The organism is Roseateles sp. 22389, from assembly GCF_052044995.1.
Classification (GTDB): domain Bacteria; phylum Pseudomonadota; class Gammaproteobacteria; order Burkholderiales; family Burkholderiaceae_C; genus Roseateles.
Map to the genome: position 1 here is coordinate 313,316 of NZ_JBQEOF010000006.1, position 14,905 is coordinate 328,220.

17 protein-coding genes and 1 pseudogene are annotated in these 14,905 nt (G+C 67.1%); 13 read left to right on the top strand and 5 right to left on the bottom strand.

Annotation, left to right across the window (positions count from 1 at the left end; translation table 11 throughout):
- Nucleotides 1-50 precede the first annotated feature (50 nt).
- From ACTJKJ_RS11435 to ACTJKJ_RS11480, 10 genes are all read left to right on the top strand, one after another.
- A complete protein-coding gene (locus tag ACTJKJ_RS11435) occupies nt 51-689 on the top strand; it encodes a hypothetical protein (protein WP_297381778.1) in 639 nt (212 codons plus the stop codon).
- A gap of 130 nt (nt 690-819) precedes the next feature.
- A complete protein-coding gene (locus tag ACTJKJ_RS11440; protein WP_183480343.1) occupies nt 820-1,503 on the top strand; it encodes a response regulator transcription factor in 684 nt (227 codons plus the stop codon).
- A complete protein-coding gene (locus ACTJKJ_RS11445; protein ID WP_440820500.1) occupies nt 1,487-2,989 on the top strand; it encodes an ATP-binding protein in 1,503 nt (500 codons plus the stop codon). Before ACTJKJ_RS11440 ends, ACTJKJ_RS11445 begins: the two co-directional genes overlap by 17 nt.
- Before the next feature lie 91 nt (nt 2,990-3,080).
- Nucleotides 3,081-3,530: a helix-turn-helix transcriptional regulator gene (locus ACTJKJ_RS11450; protein ID WP_091733320.1), complete on the top strand. Its 450-nt coding sequence runs from the start codon at nt 3,081-3,083 to the stop codon at nt 3,528-3,530.
- Nucleotides 3,531-3,606: 76 nt separating this feature from the next.
- Nucleotides 3,607-4,020: a VOC family protein gene (locus ACTJKJ_RS11455; RefSeq protein ID WP_091733323.1), complete on the top strand. Its 414-nt coding sequence runs from the start codon at nt 3,607-3,609 to the stop codon at nt 4,018-4,020.
- 12 nt (nt 4,021-4,032) lie between these two features.
- Entirely contained in the window at nt 4,033-4,464 is a 432-nt protein-coding gene (locus ACTJKJ_RS11460) for a DUF1801 domain-containing protein (RefSeq protein WP_440820501.1), read from the top strand.
- A gap of 117 nt (nt 4,465-4,581) precedes the next feature.
- Nucleotides 4,582-6,879, top strand: coding sequence for a diguanylate cyclase domain-containing protein (locus tag ACTJKJ_RS11465; protein WP_440820502.1), 2,298 nt, complete (start codon nt 4,582-4,584; stop codon nt 6,877-6,879).
- A 647-nt stretch (nt 6,880-7,526) separates the two neighbouring features.
- A complete protein-coding gene (locus ACTJKJ_RS11470) occupies nt 7,527-8,012 on the top strand; it encodes an Lrp/AsnC family transcriptional regulator (RefSeq protein WP_297381772.1) in 486 nt (161 codons plus the stop codon).
- A 10-nt stretch (nt 8,013-8,022) separates the two neighbouring features.
- Nucleotides 8,023-8,628, top strand: a complete 606-nt coding sequence (locus ACTJKJ_RS11475) for a LysE family translocator (RefSeq protein ID WP_440820503.1) — start codon at nt 8,023-8,025, stop codon at nt 8,626-8,628.
- 18 nt (nt 8,629-8,646) lie between these two features.
- Nucleotides 8,647-9,408, top strand: coding sequence for a hypothetical protein (locus ACTJKJ_RS11480; protein WP_440820504.1), 762 nt, complete (start codon nt 8,647-8,649; stop codon nt 9,406-9,408).
- Nucleotides 9,409-9,428: 20 nt separating this feature from the next.
- Here the strand turns inward: ACTJKJ_RS11480 and ACTJKJ_RS11485 are convergent.
- Nucleotides 9,429-9,617 (bottom strand): annotated as a pseudogene (locus ACTJKJ_RS11485) (IS5/IS1182 family transposase); the annotation flags it as partial.
- Between the two features lie 113 nt (nt 9,618-9,730).
- Here ACTJKJ_RS11485 and ACTJKJ_RS11490 point away from each other — a divergent pair.
- Nucleotides 9,731-10,570 (top strand): SDR family NAD(P)-dependent oxidoreductase, encoded by an 840-nt coding sequence (locus ACTJKJ_RS11490; protein WP_297381769.1) that lies wholly within the window; start codon nt 9,731-9,733, stop codon nt 10,568-10,570.
- On the opposite strand, the gene ACTJKJ_RS11495 is transcribed toward ACTJKJ_RS11490, so the two are convergent.
- The 4 genes from ACTJKJ_RS11495 to ACTJKJ_RS11510 all read right to left on the bottom strand — a co-directional run bounded on the left by ACTJKJ_RS11495 (nt 10,548) and on the right by ACTJKJ_RS11510 (nt 12,476).
- Nucleotides 10,548-10,994, bottom strand: coding sequence for a winged helix-turn-helix transcriptional regulator (locus ACTJKJ_RS11495; RefSeq protein WP_440820505.1), 447 nt, complete (start codon nt 10,992-10,994; stop codon nt 10,548-10,550). The two genes, ACTJKJ_RS11490 and ACTJKJ_RS11495, sit on opposite strands and share 23 nt — an antisense overlap.
- Before the next feature lie 78 nt (nt 10,995-11,072).
- Nucleotides 11,073-11,366, bottom strand: a complete 294-nt coding sequence (locus ACTJKJ_RS11500; protein ID WP_440820523.1) for a VOC family protein — start codon at nt 11,364-11,366, stop codon at nt 11,073-11,075.
- Between the two features lie 58 nt (nt 11,367-11,424).
- On the bottom strand, nt 11,425-11,862 hold the full coding sequence (locus tag ACTJKJ_RS11505) for a hypothetical protein (RefSeq protein WP_297381767.1): 438 nt from the start codon (nt 11,860-11,862) through the stop codon (nt 11,425-11,427).
- A gap of 86 nt (nt 11,863-11,948) precedes the next feature.
- A complete protein-coding gene (locus ACTJKJ_RS11510; RefSeq protein WP_297381766.1) occupies nt 11,949-12,476 on the bottom strand; it encodes a hypothetical protein in 528 nt (175 codons plus the stop codon).
- A 241-nt stretch (nt 12,477-12,717) separates the two neighbouring features.
- On the opposite strand from ACTJKJ_RS11510, the gene ACTJKJ_RS11515 reads away from it, so the two are divergent.
- Both ACTJKJ_RS11515 and ACTJKJ_RS11520 read left to right on the top strand, forming a co-directional pair.
- The gene (locus ACTJKJ_RS11515; protein WP_440820506.1) at nt 12,718-13,416 is read left to right on the top strand and encodes a FadR/GntR family transcriptional regulator; all 699 of its coding nucleotides are present in this window, start codon (nt 12,718-12,720) and stop codon (nt 13,414-13,416) included.
- The gene (locus ACTJKJ_RS11520; RefSeq protein WP_440820507.1) at nt 13,413-14,882 is read left to right on the top strand and encodes a TolC family protein; all 1,470 of its coding nucleotides are present in this window, start codon (nt 13,413-13,415) and stop codon (nt 14,880-14,882) included. The genes ACTJKJ_RS11515 and ACTJKJ_RS11520 overlap by 4 nt, the downstream gene beginning before the upstream one ends.
- Nucleotides 14,883-14,905: the final 23 nt, after the last annotated feature.

Here is a 14,905-nt window from a genome sequence, read left to right on the forward strand (position 1 = left end):
CCCACGAAGGTGATGCCTATGCATTGATCCGATCCGAACTGGAGCTGTCCATGTCCACGATGTCCCTCTCTCCCTCCGCCCCGGCCATTCCGGCCGTCCCGATGACGCCGTCCGGCTGTCCCGTCACCGCCGCCGCGGCACTGCTCGACGAGGCCGACGAGCCCGACGAGCGCAACGAGTTCGACGGGCTCGACGAGCGCGACCTGCCCAAGGCGGCCCGCGGCGCCAGCGCGCCTCCGCCGGCCCCGCCGCCGACGCCACCGCGTCCCCCGAAGCTGCTGTTCATGCAGGAGGTCCTCGAGCAGATCCGTCCCCTGGAGGGCATGACGCGCGAGGAGTTCGAGGCCTTCCTCTACAGCTCGCGGATGTATCCCTCGCTGAGCCGGTTCGAGCCCGCCTGCGTCGAGTATTTCGTCCCGCGCAGCGACATCACCGTCGGCCTGGCGATGAAGACGCTGCGCGAGCGCATCGAGCATGCGGCGGTCGTGGCCGAACTCGTCTACCGCCTCAAGCGCGACGATGACGAGGACGGCGCGCTGTGCAACGACGACGAGGCCGTCATCGCCTCCGCCGCGATCCGCGACGACCTGCGCGAGGCGCTGGGCATGCTCGGCGTCTACGAGCAGGCCATCCGGGACGGGGTGGCCGTCGTCCAGTACCACCAGCGGGTGCCGGCCGAGGTCGCTTGAGCGACGACCGGGGGGAGGGGGCAGCCGCCGTGTTGCTCCGGTAAGAAACGGGTAAGGCGCTGGAGCGGACGATGGCCATCCCTTGCCTCCCTGCCTCCCTTACCATGTGCCGCTTCGGCCCCCTCTCCCCATGAATCGAATCGCCCTGGTGGAGGATCACGTCCGGCTTGCCGGACTGATCCGTCAGGCCCTGCAGGCCGCCGGCATCCCGACGGACGTCTTTCATGCGATGGAGGCGGCCTGGGTCGCGCATCGCGAGGTCGGCTACGCGGCGCTGGTCATCGATCGGGGCCTGCCCGACGGCGACGGACTGGCGCTGGTCAAGCGCCTGCGGGCCGAGCGGCAGGGCACGCCCTGCCTGATGCTGACCGCGCGGGACGCGCTCCACGACCGGGTCGAGGGCCTGGAGTCCGGTGCCGACGATTACCTCGCCAAGCCCTTTCCGATGGAGGAACTGGTGGCGCGGGTGCGGGCGCTGATGCGCCGCCCGGCGGCGGTGCGCCCGCCGCGCGCCCTGTTCGGCGACATCGAGGTCGACGTCGGCGAGGCGCTGCTGCTGCGCGGGGGCGCCTCGGTGGCGCTGGCGCCGGCGGAGCTGCAGATCGCGATCACGCTGGTGCAGCAGCAGGGGCGCACGGTCCGGCGCGCGGCGCTGGAGGCGGCGGCCTGGGGGCTGTCCGACGCGGTGACGCCGAATGCGCTCGACGTCGCGCTGCACCGCCTGCGCAAGAAGCTGGCGTCGCTCGGATCGAGCCTGCGCATCGTCAATCTCCGGAACCATGGATATGCGCTTCAAGATGCGGTGGCCGAATAGCCTGCGCAACCGGGTGCTGGCGGTGCTGGCGGCCAGCATGGTGCTCAGCGCGCTGCTGGTGGGCCTGGCGTCCACCGTGCTGTGGGAGCCGTTCACGCGCTGGGTGCTGCGCGATCAGATCGAGGACAACGGCGCCGCGCTGGCCCGGCACATGCGCTTCGATGCTGCGGGGCGTCCGAGCGGCTTCGACGAGGCCAAGATCGAGCCCTGGCTCTTCGAGAGCTTCCGGGCGGAGGTCCTGCTGCGGGTCATCGACGCGAGCGGCCGCGCCATCTATGCCACCGACGGCGAGACGGCGGTGCTCACCCGGAACGGCAAGGGCTTCGAGCCCTGGCGCCAGTCCTTCACCTTCACGCACCGCGGCGTGGCCATGCATGGCGTGACGATTCCGCGCGAGCACGCGGGCAAGCGGCTGTTCGTCCAGTTCGCGGTCAGTGACCGCATGGTGCTGCAGATGCGCGAGTCGATCGGGCTGGACGTCCTGCGCCAGGGCCTCATGGCCTTGGCGGCGACCTTCGTGCTGGTCTTCTTCGTGACGATTCACCTGGCGCTGCGGCAGGCGCTGCAGCCGGTGCGCGAGGCTTCCAGCGCGGCACGCCGCATCGCGCCGCGCACGCTCGATCAGCGATTGCCGGCCGCCGGCCAGCCGCGCGAACTGCGGCCGCTGGTCGAGGCCTTCAACGCGGCGCTGGACCGGCTGCAGGGGGGCTTCAAGACGCAGCAGGAGTTCCTCTCGAACGCGGCGCATGAGTTGAAGACGCCGCTGGCGCTGATCCGCGCGCAGGTGGAACTGGCAGAGCCGGGCGTGTGGCGCGAGCAGATCCTGGAGGACGTCGACCGTGTCGCGCGCCAGGTGCAGCAGCTGTTGCTGCTGGCCGAAGCCAGCGAGCAGCGCAACTACCGGGTCGAGGCGATCGATCCCAAGCCCGCCGTGCGCGAGGTTTTCGACTTCATGGAGCGGGTGGCCGGGCAGCGTGGCGTGACGCTGGGTCTGCGGCTGAGCCCGGAGCTGCGCTTCTGGCAGGCGGACCGGGGCGCGCTGTTCACGTTGCTGAAAAACCTGGTCGAGAACGCGATCCAGCACAGCCCGCCGGGCGGCGTGGTGACGCTGGCCGTGAGCCCCGACGGGTTCTCGGTGCTGGACTGCGGCAAGGGCGTGGCCGAGGAAGATCTGCCGCGGCTGTTCGAGCGCTTCTGGCGCGGCGTCGACCGGCGCGAGCAGGGCGCGGGCCTGGGCCTGGCGATCTGCACCGAGATCGCCGCGGCCCACGGCTGGCGGCTGAGCGCGCACCGCCGCTCGCCGGGGCTGGAGCTGCGCTGCGACATGGCTGCGACCGCGCCCGCCGAGCCCGCCGCACCGTCGGCCGAGGCGCCGGCGGACGCGCCGCCGCGAACGCCGGCGCTGGACCTCGCGCCGCCCGGGCGTGCCGCTGCGCGCAGATTCCAGGCGGACTATGCGCAGTCGATGCGGCGGGCGCTGTTCTGACGGGACCGTCTGACTTCCGGCACGGGCGCCTCCGGGATGGTCCCGAGTTCGCGGCTTGAGTTCCTCGCGTGGCGCTGGGTAGGATGCCCGGATGCCTGCCGCCGCCGACCCTTCGCCCGACACCCGCCTGCGCGACCTCGCCCGCCTGCGCCGCGTGCGCGACCGGATCGATCGCGAGTACGCCCAGCCGCTGGACGTCGAGGCGCTGGCCGCGGGCGTGCACATGTCCTCCGGTCACCTGAGCCGGCAGTTCCGCCTGGCTTACGGCGAGTCCGTCTACGCCTACCTGATGACGCGCCGCATCGAGCGCGCCATGGCGCTGCTGCGCCGCGGCGACCTCAGCGTCACCGAGGTCTGCTTCGAGGTCGGCTGCGCCTCGCTGGGTACCTTCAGCACGCGTTTCACCGAGCTCGTCGGCGTCCCGCCGAGCGCCTACCGCCGCGACGCCGCGCGCGAGGGCGAGGGCCTGCCGTCCTGCGTGGCCAAGCAGGTGACGCGTCCGATCAGGAATCGAGAAGCGCCCGAGAAACAGCCCACCTAGACTGCGTCGCATGGGTCCGGAACCCCGGCGGCGACGGCCGCCGACCACGCTGACCGCAACCAATCTGGAGATTCACATGGACATCACCATCCACTCGACCTTCCTGCCGCACACCGACGCCGAGGCCTCGCTGGCCTTCTACCGCGACGGCCTGGACTTCGAGATCCGCAAGGACGTCGCCTTCGGCGGCAATCGCTGGATCACCATCGGCCCCAAGGGCAAACCCGACACCTCCATCGTGCTGTTCCCGCCGAACGCGACCCCCGGCGTCACCGACGACGAGAAGCGCACCATCGCCGAGATGATGGCCAAGGGCACCTTCGCGATGCTGCTGCTCGGCGCGAAGGACCTGGACGCGACCTTCCAGCGCCTGCAGTCGCAGGACGCGGAGATCGTGCAGGAGCCCACCGACCAGCCCTATGGCGTGCGCGACTTCGGCGTGCGCGACCCGGCCGGCAACATGATCCGTATCCAGCAACTGAAGAACTGAGCGGAGGACGACATGCCCACCACGACCACGACGACCGAAGCGGCCGGCGCCGTCGATGCCGCCGCGATGATCGATGCCCGCATCGCCGAACTCGGCGACTGGCGCGGCGAGATGCTGGCGCGGCTGCGCCGGCTGATGAAGGAGGCGGTGCCCGGCGTCGAGGAGACCTGGAAGTGGCGGGGCACGCCGGTCTGGGAACGCAACGGCCAGATCTGCACCGGGGAGACCTACAAGGAGGTCGTGAAGATGACCTTCGCGAAGGGCGCGAAGCTGGCCGATCCGGCCCGGCTCTTCAATTCCAGCCTGGATGGCAACGTGCGCCGCGCCATCGACATCCGCCAGGGCGACCCGGTGGACGAGCAGGCGCTCAAGGCGCTGTTCAAGGCCGCCGCCGCGCTGAACGACGCGGCGGCGAAGCCGAAAAAGGCGACGCGCGCGGCGTGACGCCGGCCTGGGCCCCGATCAACCTTCGAGGGCCCGGCGACGGGCGGCATGCCAGGGGGGAGGAACCAGTCATGCATCGATTCCACGGGCGTCCCGGACTTCCGGGGCCCTGACACCGTGACGGGCGTCTACGACCCGCAGCTGGTGGCGCTGTCCATCGTGACGGCGGTGATCGCCTCGTTCGTCGCGCTGGACATGGCGACGCGGGTGGTCGCGGCCGCCGGGTCGCCGGTGCGCATGGCGCTGTGGCTCGCCTGCGGCGCGCTGGCGATGGGCACCGGCATCTGGGCCATGCACTTCGTGGGCATGCTGGCGTTCTCGCTGCCCATCGCGCTGGCCTATGACGTGCCGGTCACGCTGGCGTCCCTCGCGGTGGCGGCGCTGTCCTCGGCGCTGGCGCTGCACACGATCGCGCGGCCCAGCCTGGGACGGCGGCGGCTGCTGATCGCCGGCACGCTGATGGGGCTGGGCATCGCCTGCATGCATTACCTCGGCATGGAGGCGATGCGGATGCAGCCCGGCATCCGCTACGACCCGGCGCTGTTCGCGCTGTCCGTGGTGCTGGCGGTGGCGGCCTCGACGGCGGCGCTGCTGATCTGCTTCCGGCTGCGGCACGAGACCATCGTCACCGGACCCTGGAAGAAGTCGGCGAGCGCCGTCGTCATGGGCGCGGCGATCGTAGGCATGCATTACACCGGGATGGCAGCGGCCAATTTCCCGGAGGGCGGCATCTGCGGCGCGCTGGCCGACGGCATGGGCGGCGCCTGGCTGGGTTTCGTGATCGCGGGCCTGGCGACGCTGTTCCTGCTGACCACGCTGCTCAGTTCCGTTTATGAGGCGACGCCGCCGACCATCCGGTCGCGGTTGGTGTTCCTCGTCATCGCCGCCGTCATGCCGGTGGCCGTGATGACGCTGGCGCTGGTGCTGCTGGACTTCCAGCGCGTGCGGGACGTGAAGGCCGGCGACCGCCTGAACACCGCGCGCGCCATCGCGGCCGCGGTGGACCGGGACCTGAGCGGGGTCGAATCCGGCCTGCGCGTCCTGGCGGCCTCGCAGCTGCCGCCGGGCGACGGGCTCGCGGCGTTCTCGCTCGAGGCGCGGGAGGCGATGCCGCTGCTGCACGCCTCCGGGCTGCGGCTGGAGGATTCCGCCGGCAACCTGGTGATGGACATCCGCCAGCCCCGGCATGGCTCGACGGTGGTCGCGGGCGCGTCCGGCGCGTCGTCGCCCGCGGTGGCGCCGAGGCCGGTGTCGGCGCCCACCGAGGCGATGGCGTCGCTTTCCGGAGAGCTTTCGCCCGAGCAGTTGATCGAGGTCTCGGTGCCCTTGCCGGCGGACAAGGCGGCACAGCTTCAAGGCGCGACAGCGCTGCGCGCGCGGCTTGCGCCGGACCGCTTGAGAGACCTGCTGGCGTTGCAGCAGATGGACCCGGACTGGCTCGCGACGGTGTATGACCGCGAGGGTCGCGTCGTGGCGCGCACGCGGGGGGCGGAGCGCTACTTCGGCGTCGAGGCGCCGCGGGACCTGCTGCTCAAGCTGCGCGGGCAGTGGGAGGGGCTGATGGACACGACCAGCCTCGATGGGGTCGCGGTGCAGACGGCGTTCGTGCGGACGGAATCGTCGGGGTGGGCGGTGGGCATCAGCGTGCCGAGCGCGAGCCTGCGGCTGCCATTGACGCGGGCGTTGGCGTGGCTGGTGGGCGGCTTCATGCTGACGATCGCGGGCAGCCTGCTGCTGGCGTGGCGGATCGGCGGCCGGATCGCCGGCGCGGTCCAGGCCTTGACGCAGCCGGCGCTGGCCTTGGGCACGGGCGTGGCGGTGGAGGTGCCCCCACTGGGCGTGGTGGAAGTCGATCGGGTAGGGCGCGCGTTGACGCACGCGGCGCGACTGCTGGACGCGGCGCAGCACGAGGCGAATCACGACGCGCTGACGGGGCTGGCGAATCGCTCGCTGTTCCGGCAGATGGTGCAGCAGCAGCTGGCGCTCGCGCGCCGCAACGGGACCAGCGTGGCGGTGCTCTATGTCGATCTGGACGGCTTCAAGGAGGTCAACGACACGCACGGACATAGCGTCGGCGACTTGCTGCTGAAGGAGGCCGCGCAGCGCTTGCGCGCGGCGGTGAGGGCAGGGGACCTGGTGGCGCGGCTGGGCGGCGACGAATTCGCCGTCGCGCTGGTGCACCCCGGACAACGGGGTGCGGCCAAGGTCGCGGCCAAGCTGGTGCAGGCGTTGTCGGAGCCCTTCGAGCTCGGTGGGCTGCGGGTGTCGGTGTCGGCAAGCATCGGCGGCGCGTCGGCGCCGTCGTCGCCAGCGGAGGAGCCGGCCGATTGCGACGCACTGCTGGAACAGGCCGACGCGGCGATGTACCAGGCGAAGCAGTCGGGGAAGTCGAGGTTTGTGTTGGCGGGGGTGTAGGGACCCTCGCAAGATGGGGATGGCCGCCTCCACCCCGGGGACGACGTCGGCTCTGCAGCGAACGCTGAAGTTCGCCGTCCATGCGCCATCGCAGCAGACTCATGGCCGCTAGTACAGCTTGAACTCCAGCGCGCGGGTGCCCAAGGCGTGAGGAACGCCTAGGCAGTCAAGTCGCTTGGACAGCCCCACGATGTCCTGCTGGCTCTCTACCCAGCTCGCAGTCGCACCATCGCGGCAAGCAACGGCAAATCGTCGCGGAACGATGAGATGGGCAATTTGGCAATAGCACACTGGCGCAGTCCACGAACGGCATGACCTCACCCCAGTTGCCGTGAGTTCGTCGAGCATGGGAACGGGCGCGCTCCAGTATCCAACGTCCATTTCCAGGCGCTCGAATGTGGTCCACGCACACCATGAAAGGTCAGCTGGGTCGCGGCGAAGGTGCCGGGCGACCACCGTCAAAGCAAGTCTCCAGTCCATGGGTCAAGCACGTTGTTTTCGAAGCGGCGAGGCGCCTTTGAAAGTGCATTCGATGCTCCGTGCCTTCGCCGAGAGCACATGCTATGAGGTGGCCGGGAGAATTGGCTGTCGTTGTCGGCGTCGATGACGCCTGCAAATTTCCCCGCGAATCAACCAAACTTGCGCAAATGGCTGACATGACCTTGGATCGAATCGACCAGCTCATCCTCGCTGCGATGCAGGAGGACGCAAGCATCCAGAACCAAGTGCTCGCGGAACAGGTGAACCTTTCCGCATCCGCGTGCTTGAAGCGCGTGCGGCGGCTGCGGGACATCGGCGCCATCAGGCAACAGGTGGCGCTGCTGGACCACGAGAAAGTGGGTTGGCCCATCCTCGTCATCGTCCGAGCGACCTTGAAGGACACATCGCGGGGGGCTAACCAGGCGTTCGAGCGCAAGGTGAAGGCGCTGCCGGAGGTTCTGCAGTGCTACTGCGTGGCGGGGGAGACGGATTTCGTGTTGGTCATCTGCGCCCGGTCGCTCCCCGAGTACCAAGAGTTTGCGCAGCAGCAGCTCGGTGATGCTCTCGATTTGGAGAGTTATTCGAGCGACATCGTCCTCTCGACAACGAAGTTCAGCACACAACTTCCGCTCATGCGGAAGCCTGGCCGCTGACCGTATTGGCATGGCACTTCATACGTGGCTCCTCTTTCTCCTGACCTCGATTGGGATGTCGCTCTCGCCAGGGCCAAACTGCCTTTTGGTTCTCTCCCATGGTGCCTTGTACGGCAGCCGTCGAACGCTGTTCACCATCGTCGGTGGGCTCATCGGCTTCGTCATCATCATTGCCGCATGTCTCTTCGGTATCGGGGCATTGCTTCAGACCTCGGCGCATTGGCTGCTCGTGTTGAAGTGGGTTGGCGGCGCGTACTTGGTGTGGCTGGGCGTCAAACTCTGGCGCGCTCCTGCCATCTCTTTGGACCTTCAGGTTGCTGCCGATGCTCGCGGCTCCTCGCTGTTCCGGCAGGGGTTCCTGACCGGAATCACGAATCCCAAGTCGGTCCTGTTCTTCACGGCGCTCCTTCCGCAGTTCATCGACGCGCAGCGGAGCCTGTTGCTTCAGTTCGTCGTCATCGCACTCACGTACTCATTCACAGAGTTCGCTGTGGAGTACGGGATTGCGGCAGGGGCGACGCGTATACGGCCCTGGCTTGCTCGCACTGGCAAGCGGTTCAATCGCGCCTGCAGTGCCCTGTTCGTGCTCATGGGGACTACGCTTCCCACGCATTGAACGCTTGAGGTTGAAGCCATGAGCCTCTTGTTGGTGAAGTTGGCAACGGCGCCGGTCCTCATGCTCGCGGCGACCCTCGCGGTCAGACGCTGGGGCGAGACTGCGGGCGGCTTCCTTGTGGGGCTGCCGCTGACGTCTGGCCCAATCTCTTTTTTCCTTGCCGTCGAGCAAGGGCCGGCGTTCTCTCAGCAGGCGGCCTCTGGGTCGCTGGTTGCCACAGCTGCGCAGGCGGGGTTCTGCTTGGCCTATTGCTCGGTTGCCGACAGAGGCGCTGTCGCGGCAATCGCATGCGCGTCCGCAGCATTTCTGTTCGTTGCGGCCGGCCTCCAGGAGCTTCAGCTGCCGCCCATCGCGCTGACGGCCGCTGCACTTGTCGCGATGGCTGTGGCCCTCCGGCTCATGCCTGTGACCAATGTGCGGCCGGCGCAGATTCGACTTCCTCGGTGGGACCTTCCAGCCCGAATGGTTGCGATTGCGGTCCTCGTCGGCCTTATCACTCTATCGGCGACCAGGCTCGGCCCAGCCGCCAGCGGTGTTCTGGCTTCGTTTCCAATCATCGGGGCGGTTCTGGCCCTGTTTGCTCATCGGAGCGTCGGAGCCGACGCTGCTCGTCAGGTCCTGAAGGGGATGACAGCCGGGTTGTTAGGCTTCGTTGGCTTCTTCTTTTTCCTGAGCCAGACGCTGGGTGCCACCAGCCTCTTCGTCGCCTATGCCGGTGCTGTCGTCGCAGCCCTGCTGGCGCAAGGCGCTTGGTGGGCCTGTCGTCGCCGCGTTGCCTGAAGCAGCAGTAAGCCGCCGACTGGCAGCTCCGCAGCGACGCCTGCGTCTTCGCAGTCCTTGAGGACTTGGCTGCTGTAGTACCCGCGATCAGCGATGGCAATCAGTCTGCGCTTGCCCATGGCTTCTCGTGCGGTCACGGCGATTGCGCAGGGCTGGGCTCGGTCGCTTCCGGTGTTCGTCACTTCATGTGCAACGATCAGATGAGACCGCCAAGGAAATTGCCGACGAACAAGAATGTGCGTTATTGGCTGGGTTGTTTGGCGCTGCTAATTTCTGAGCCTGTGCAACAACGGGACGTTCGTATCACCGCGCGTCGTTTGAAGTGGAAGGAAAAACTGCTGTCGTCACCGGTGCCAGCCGGGGCCTGGGCCGAGGCATCGCGCGAGCGCTCGGGTCCCGCGGGTTCAAGGTCTATGTGACCGGGCGATCCGCGGATGAGCTATCGGCGGCCGCGCAAGAAATAGACAGCTTCGGCGGAAAGGGAGTACCAGTGGTCTGCGACCACTCGGACGATGCCCAGATCGGGTTGCTGTTTGATCGTGTCAAGGCGGAAAGCCACCGGCTCGACATACTCATCAACAACGCCGCAGCGATCAATGCGAGAACCTTGAGCGCTCCAGGAGCTTTCTGGGAAAAGCCGCTTGACCTCGCGGACATGATCAGCGTAGGACTCCGATCGAACTACGTGGCGGCGCACCATGCCGCACCGCTGATGATCGAGACGGGTGATTCCTTGATCGTCAATATTTCGTTCTATGGGGCCGTCTCGTATCACTACGGACCGGCCTATGGCGCGACGAAAGCGGGCAACGACAAGATGACATTCGACATGGCCGTGGACCTTCGGCCGCACCGTGTCACGGCGGTATCCATTTGGCCCGGGCTCGTATTGACCGACATGCTCAAATCGATTTCGCGGGAGCTGCTTCCACGGAAATTGGTGGAGGACCTTCCCAACTTCGAGACGCCGGAGTTCACTGGTCTGGTGATCGAGCGGCTGTGGCGAGACCAGGCCAAATTGACGCGGTCTGGAACCACGTTGATCTCCGCTGAGCTGGGCGTGGAATACGGCATCCGTGACATCGACGGCAAACAGCCGCGTTTGTACACCGATACCTTGGGAGCGCCGCGCGGGCGATTCATTTTTCCCGGAAATCAGTAGGGGCGTCAAACGTCTGCATGAAGGCCTGCCTGCGGTGTGCAGGTCTTTCAGCCTTTGCCAGTACTGCGCTGTCGAAGCGTTGGCGTGCCGCGCGAATTGTCTCGCCATGATCCCGGGCCCATTGGGAAAGCGCTCGAACAGGCTCAATGAGCGATTCGCCGACCGGCGTCAATCCGTACGCCACTCCCGGAGGTTTCGTCGCGAGCGCACTCCTGGAGACAATCCCCTCACGTTCCAGCAGTCTCAGCGTCAACGTCAGCATGCGATGGGAGATTCCCTCGAGTTCCTGCTGCAGTTCGTTAAAGCGTTTTGGATGATCCAAAAGACGCGATATCACCAACAAGCCCCAACGGTCCCCCACTCGATCCAATACGCTGCGAATGTGACTGCATTCACTGTTTCCGCGTCGAGATGGGGTTGGCACGATTCAATTTCCTGAAGTTCCGGCCCGTGTTGCCTCGGAGCAAGGGCCTAATCTTACTGTGTCACAAGCAACCGCCCGTCAACCCCTCTGACTCACGAACGTCCCGCGGAACTCCGTTGCCGCGTCCTCGCGGGTATTGACCTCGAGCATCACGCCCCCCGGCATCCAGCAGAAGAAGCGCGAGCCGCCCACATGCGTGATCAGCTCCGTCTCCATGCGGATGTCAGCCGCCAGCATGTCGGCATGGATGCGCTCGAGGTCCGCGCGCGTCGCCACTTGGACGCCGACATGGAAGTTGCGCGGGGGCGAGCCGCGAGGACGGTCAAGCGGCCTGATGCAAAGGACCGGCGTCGCGTGGGGCCATCGACGCAGGCCCCGTGTTCATCGATCACTTCGCTCGCGCGGTCCGGAGAGTGAATGAGTCAATGGACTAGCCGGGCGGCGAAAAGAAGAACGCCGTTTGAGCGAAGCCGACAAGCGCGAGCATTGCGGCGCTTGCCAATGAGCCGATGAGTGCCATGCGCCATGCCGCGGGTGCACCTGCCGGCGGTGACTTCGTGTTGCGGCGCTGCAGCCTCGGCAGCAATCGCCTGGCGAGCAACCATTGCGTGATGAGCAGGCAAAGCAACAGTCCCACCAAGGTGCCGCTCTGGGTGGGCGCCAGACTGGCCACGACCGCCGTCGTGAAGAAGAAGGCCACGGTGCTGATCAATGCATAGACCATCGTGCCGCCCAGGCCGAGCGGCTGCCGGCATAGCCTCGTTGAGAGCAACGTGGAGAGGAAGAATGCGATGACCGTGCAGCCCAGCACGCTGAGGAGCAACACGCGCACATCGAGAGCGACCGTCGTCCATTGTGCAGATTCCATCGTGGCGCCTTACGTCGTGGTCAAGAGAGAAAGATGCCGCGGGGCGTTGGATGCGCCGCCGCGGCGATTGCAGGGTCAGTCTCCGATCAGACGCGGCCCATCGAGAAAATGCCACCGTAGATCTTGACGAAGGCGTAGAGCTTGTAGTCCGTCATGCGCAGGCAGACGTCGCCCGTGTTGGCCTGCACTCGTCGAGAGAAGCTCTCGCAGGTCTCATTGAGGCGGATGTTCCCAATGAGACCGGTGCCCACTCCGGCGCTGTTGTTGAACACGCTCTGCGCGAAGCCCTGAACACCCCTCGGCAGGGACGTGAGAGCGATCCAGCCGACGATGAGGGCCGGGCAGGTGACGAAGTCATATTTGCTGACCTCCATGCCCACGGAGACCAGGCCCTGTCGGCTGCCACCGGGTCGCAAGCCGTCCCACACCGTGCCGCACATGCGCTTGCCCGATTGCGCGTAAGCGGCTGAAGGCGCCATCGCGGCGATCGACCCCATTGCCGCCACGGTGCCGAGGCGCGCGGCCGAAACCGCGGTGAATTGCGAGGCCATCGGGGTCATGGCACTGGACAAGGCCGCAGCGGCGGCGAGGGTCTTTCTGATGATGCTTTTCATGCTTGTTGTCTCCGGTATTGATTGAGGCGGCGATCGCAGGCCTCAACGTGCTGCTCCCTGTGGATGCGAAAGCTAACAATCGCCGCAAACTGGTTCCCACTAGGGGAAACACGGCTCTTGAAGGAAAGACATCACCGAATCGCCACGAGGTCGGTGAATGTGGCTACCACCAATGAACCCATGTCGCTCGCCTTCTATGCTTTTGCGCATACGGTCAATCACGAAATGGAAAAGACCAGTGATGCTCGAGCGAACGCCTACGACCGCTCCTTTCCCCGGTTCCCTTCGCGCAGCGGAGCATGCGCACAACAGCATCGCTGAGCTGATCGGTGACGGCATGCTGTGCGTCGGCGACGCGCTGCCCTCCGAGCGTGACCTCAGTCGCGTCTTCGAGACCGCACGGGGATCGTTGCGCATGGCGCTCAACATGCTCAAGCGGGACGGCGTGGTCCGCATCAGTCATGGCAAACGCACCGTCGTCACCGGCATTCGGCTGCGGTCTGGCGCCACCCCCTCCGATTCAGACATGGATGAGGCGCAGCGAGTCCTGCTGCGTGTCCGGCGTCTCACGTCCATCGTGGGGATCGACGATGGGCAGTGCCGTTTCGAAACGACCGCCGCACGGCGTCTCGGGGTGTTGGCAGAGATGCAGAAAGTGGCGTACGACCTGCCAGCGTTCGTGATCATCGACCGCGAGTTCCATACCGAGTTGCAGGGCCGCTGCGAAACAGGCGAGCTCGCACCGCTGTTCCGCCTGGCGGATGTGCTGGCGAACAGCGCATTGCGGGGCGCCTTCGAGGCGCAGACGGTGCGTGGCGAGATCGCCGAGCAGCACCGCGCCATCGTCAGAGCCCTTGAGCGAGGAGATGGCCGCGCTGCGGTCATCGCGTTATGCGATCAACTCGAACTGCGCATCACCGCGCAGAAGGCCAAGCCATGAATGCCGCCTGGATCGACAGCAGCGTGGCGGCGGGACTCCTGCTCGCCGCTGCGTCGGCCATGGCGGCGGCGGACGCGCCCGTGCAACGCATCGGCGCGCTGGAAGCCGCCCGCCTCACGCTGGAGCAGGGCGGCACGTTCCAGGCGCGGGTGGCCGATCTCATGCTGCAGTGGCGCTACCTGCTCGACGTCGCGCGCGGCGAGTTCCGACCCAAGGCTGCCGTCACGTTCGCGTCGCAACGGGTGACGACATCGGCAACGGCCACGGCACCGAACAGCACGATCTCCAACCGAGGCGGACTTGCGGTCAACTGGAAGATGCCCTCGGGCCTGACGCTGACCGCCCAACTCGACGGTGACCGTCAACGCCAATCCGCGCTGGGCTACACGGGCGGGCGCGGCGTCACGATCGCCCTGGCCTTGCCGCTGCTGCGTGGCAGCGGCCACGAGATCAACGGGGCCTCGCTGCGCAGCACGGAACTGGCGCTCGAAGCGGCTCGCGTCACATTCCGGCAGGCCGCCGCCGACGCGGTGCACCAGACGCTGGTGCTGTATTTCGATCGCCGCATGGCGCAGCTTCAGGCGGAAGTCGCCCGCGAGAGCCTGCAGTCGTCCACCCGGGTCGACGAGCTGACCCGCACGCTGATCGACGTGGGGCGCAATGCCGCGGTCGCCCGGCTGCAAAGCCGTGCCGATGTCGCGCAGGCGGAGATCGCGGTTGCGCAGAGCACCAACGCCGAGCGTCAGGCGCTGAGGGCGCTGCTGAATGCCATTGGCCTCGAGCCGCCTGACGAAGGCACGATCATCGCGACCCCGGACAGCCCCGATGAAGCGCTGCCCCCGCTCACGCTCGACGAAGCGCAGGCCGTCGCGCAAGCCTTGCAGACCGATGCCGCGGTGCTCAGCGCTCGCCTGTCGCTGGAAGACGCGCGCCTGCGCCTGCGCGTCGCCGAAGACAACCTGCGCCTGCCGCTGCAGCTCGACGTTTCGCGCAATCTATCGCGCACCAGCCCCGACAGGATGGGCCGCGGCAGCACGACCGTGGGCCTCAGCACCTCGATCGAGCTCGATCGCTCCGAGTTGCGCCATGCGCGCTCGTCGGCCGAGGTGGCGTTGCGCCGTGTCGAGATCGAGCTGCGAGATGCCGAGCGCAACGCCCGCGCCGCCGCGATCGATGCGGTGCGACAACAGCAGTTCGCGGCGCAACAGTTCGCGTTGACGCAGACCAACATCGAAGTGGCGCGTCAACGTCATGACGCGGAGCTGGACCGCTTCCGCCTCGGGCGCACGAGTGCGCTCGAGCTCTCCGTGGCACAGCAGGCAATGACAAGCTCACGGGTGCAACTGCTGCAAAGCCAGTTCGAGGTGTTGACGGCGCGGCTGGGCGTCTTCAAGGCCACCGGCCACCTGCTCGAGGCCGTGGGCCTGCAGGCGCAGGTCGACCGCTGGTCGCAAGGGCAACCATGATCCCGGCGCTTGAAGGATCCAGG

Bases quoted from the DNA above. Each gene is read 5' to 3' on its own strand.
- ACTJKJ_RS11445 (WP_440820500.1), top strand. From the start codon at position 1,487: ATGCGGTGGCCGAATAGCCTGCGCAACCGGGTGCTGGCGGTGCTGGCG.
- ACTJKJ_RS11435 (WP_297381778.1), top strand. From the start codon at position 51: ATGTCCACGATGTCCCTCTCTCCCTCCGCCCCGGCCATTCCGGCCGTC.
- ACTJKJ_RS11470 (WP_297381772.1), top strand. From the start codon at position 7,527: ATGGCTGACATGACCTTGGATCGAATCGACCAGCTCATCCTCGCTGCG.
- ACTJKJ_RS11460 (WP_440820501.1), top strand. From the start codon at position 4,033: ATGCCCACCACGACCACGACGACCGAAGCGGCCGGCGCCGTCGATGCC.
- ACTJKJ_RS11440 (WP_183480343.1), top strand. From the start codon at position 820: ATGAATCGAATCGCCCTGGTGGAGGATCACGTCCGGCTTGCCGGACTG.
- ACTJKJ_RS11475 (WP_440820503.1), top strand. From the start codon at position 8,023: ATGGCACTTCATACGTGGCTCCTCTTTCTCCTGACCTCGATTGGGATG.
- ACTJKJ_RS11520 (WP_440820507.1), top strand. From the start codon at position 13,413: ATGAATGCCGCCTGGATCGACAGCAGCGTGGCGGCGGGACTCCTGCTC.
- ACTJKJ_RS11455 (WP_091733323.1), top strand. From the start codon at position 3,607: ATGGACATCACCATCCACTCGACCTTCCTGCCGCACACCGACGCCGAG.
- ACTJKJ_RS11510 (WP_297381766.1), bottom strand. From the start codon at position 12,476: ATGAAAAGCATCATCAGAAAGACCCTCGCCGCCGCTGCGGCCTTGTCC.
- ACTJKJ_RS11505 (WP_297381767.1), bottom strand. From the start codon at position 11,862: ATGGAATCTGCACAATGGACGACGGTCGCTCTCGATGTGCGCGTGTTG.
- ACTJKJ_RS11480 (WP_440820504.1), top strand. From the start codon at position 8,647: ATGAGCCTCTTGTTGGTGAAGTTGGCAACGGCGCCGGTCCTCATGCTC.
- ACTJKJ_RS11515 (WP_440820506.1), top strand. From the start codon at position 12,718: ATGCTCGAGCGAACGCCTACGACCGCTCCTTTCCCCGGTTCCCTTCGC.
- ACTJKJ_RS11450 (WP_091733320.1), top strand. From the start codon at position 3,081: ATGCCTGCCGCCGCCGACCCTTCGCCCGACACCCGCCTGCGCGACCTC.